Origin of the sequence: Mesorhizobium sp., from assembly GCF_005063415.1 — a bacterium.
In the GTDB taxonomy this organism is placed as follows: domain Bacteria; phylum Pseudomonadota; class Alphaproteobacteria; order Rhizobiales; family Rhizobiaceae; genus Mesorhizobium.
Window position 1 is genome coordinate 1 of sequence record NZ_SUEG01000354.1, and the last position, 796, is coordinate 796.

Below are 796 nucleotides of genomic sequence, written 5' to 3' on the forward strand. Positions count from 1 at the left end.
AGCTTGAGCCTCGGCTTGCGCGGGCCGGTCTTCGGGGTGACCTCCGCATGTGCCTCGGCCAACCATGCGATCGCCTCGGCGGTGGACCAGATCAAGCTGGGCCGGGCCGACGTAATGGTTTCCGGGGGCAGCGACGCACCCTTCGCATGGGGCGTGCTGAAAGCATGGGAAGCAATGCGCGTGCTTTCACCCGATACCTGCCGGCCCTTCTCCGCCGATAGGAAGGGCCTGGTGCTGGGCGAGGGTGCGGGCATGGCCGTGCTGGAAAGCTACGAGCATGCCACGAGGCGTGGTGCCACAATTCTTGCCGAGATCGCCGGCGTCGGCCTTTCCGCCGATGCCTTCCACATTGCCGCGCCATCTGTCGAGGGGCCAGCGTCGGCGATGCGCGCCTGCCTTGCCGATGCCGGGCTGAATGCCGAGGACGTCGACTACCTCAACGCGCACGGCACCGGTACCAAGAGCAATGATCAGACTGAAACGGCGGCGATCAAGCGTGTGTTTGGAAACCACGCTTATTCGATGTCCATCTCTTCCACCAAGTCCACGCACGCGCATTGCCTCGGCGCAGCGAGCGCGCTTGAAATGATCGCCTGCGTGATGGCAATCCAAGAGGACGTCGTGCCGCCGACCGCCAACTATCGCGAGCCAGATCCCGCTTGCGACCTCGACATCACACCCAATGTGCCGCGCGAGCGCAAGGTGCGCGTCGCCATGAGCAACGCCTTCGCCATGGGCGGTACGAACGCAGTTCTGGCATTCAGGCAGGTGTAGAAGCCATGCAAGACGCCTCATT

At 63.9% G+C, this 796-nt stretch carries 1 protein-coding gene; it reads left to right on the forward strand.

Annotated features, from left to right (window positions below):
- On the forward strand, positions 1-774 hold a 774-nt coding region (locus E5W70_RS32565), incomplete at its 5' end, for a beta-ketoacyl-[acyl-carrier-protein] synthase family protein (RefSeq protein ID WP_164749560.1).
- Positions 775-796 lie beyond the last annotated feature (22 nt).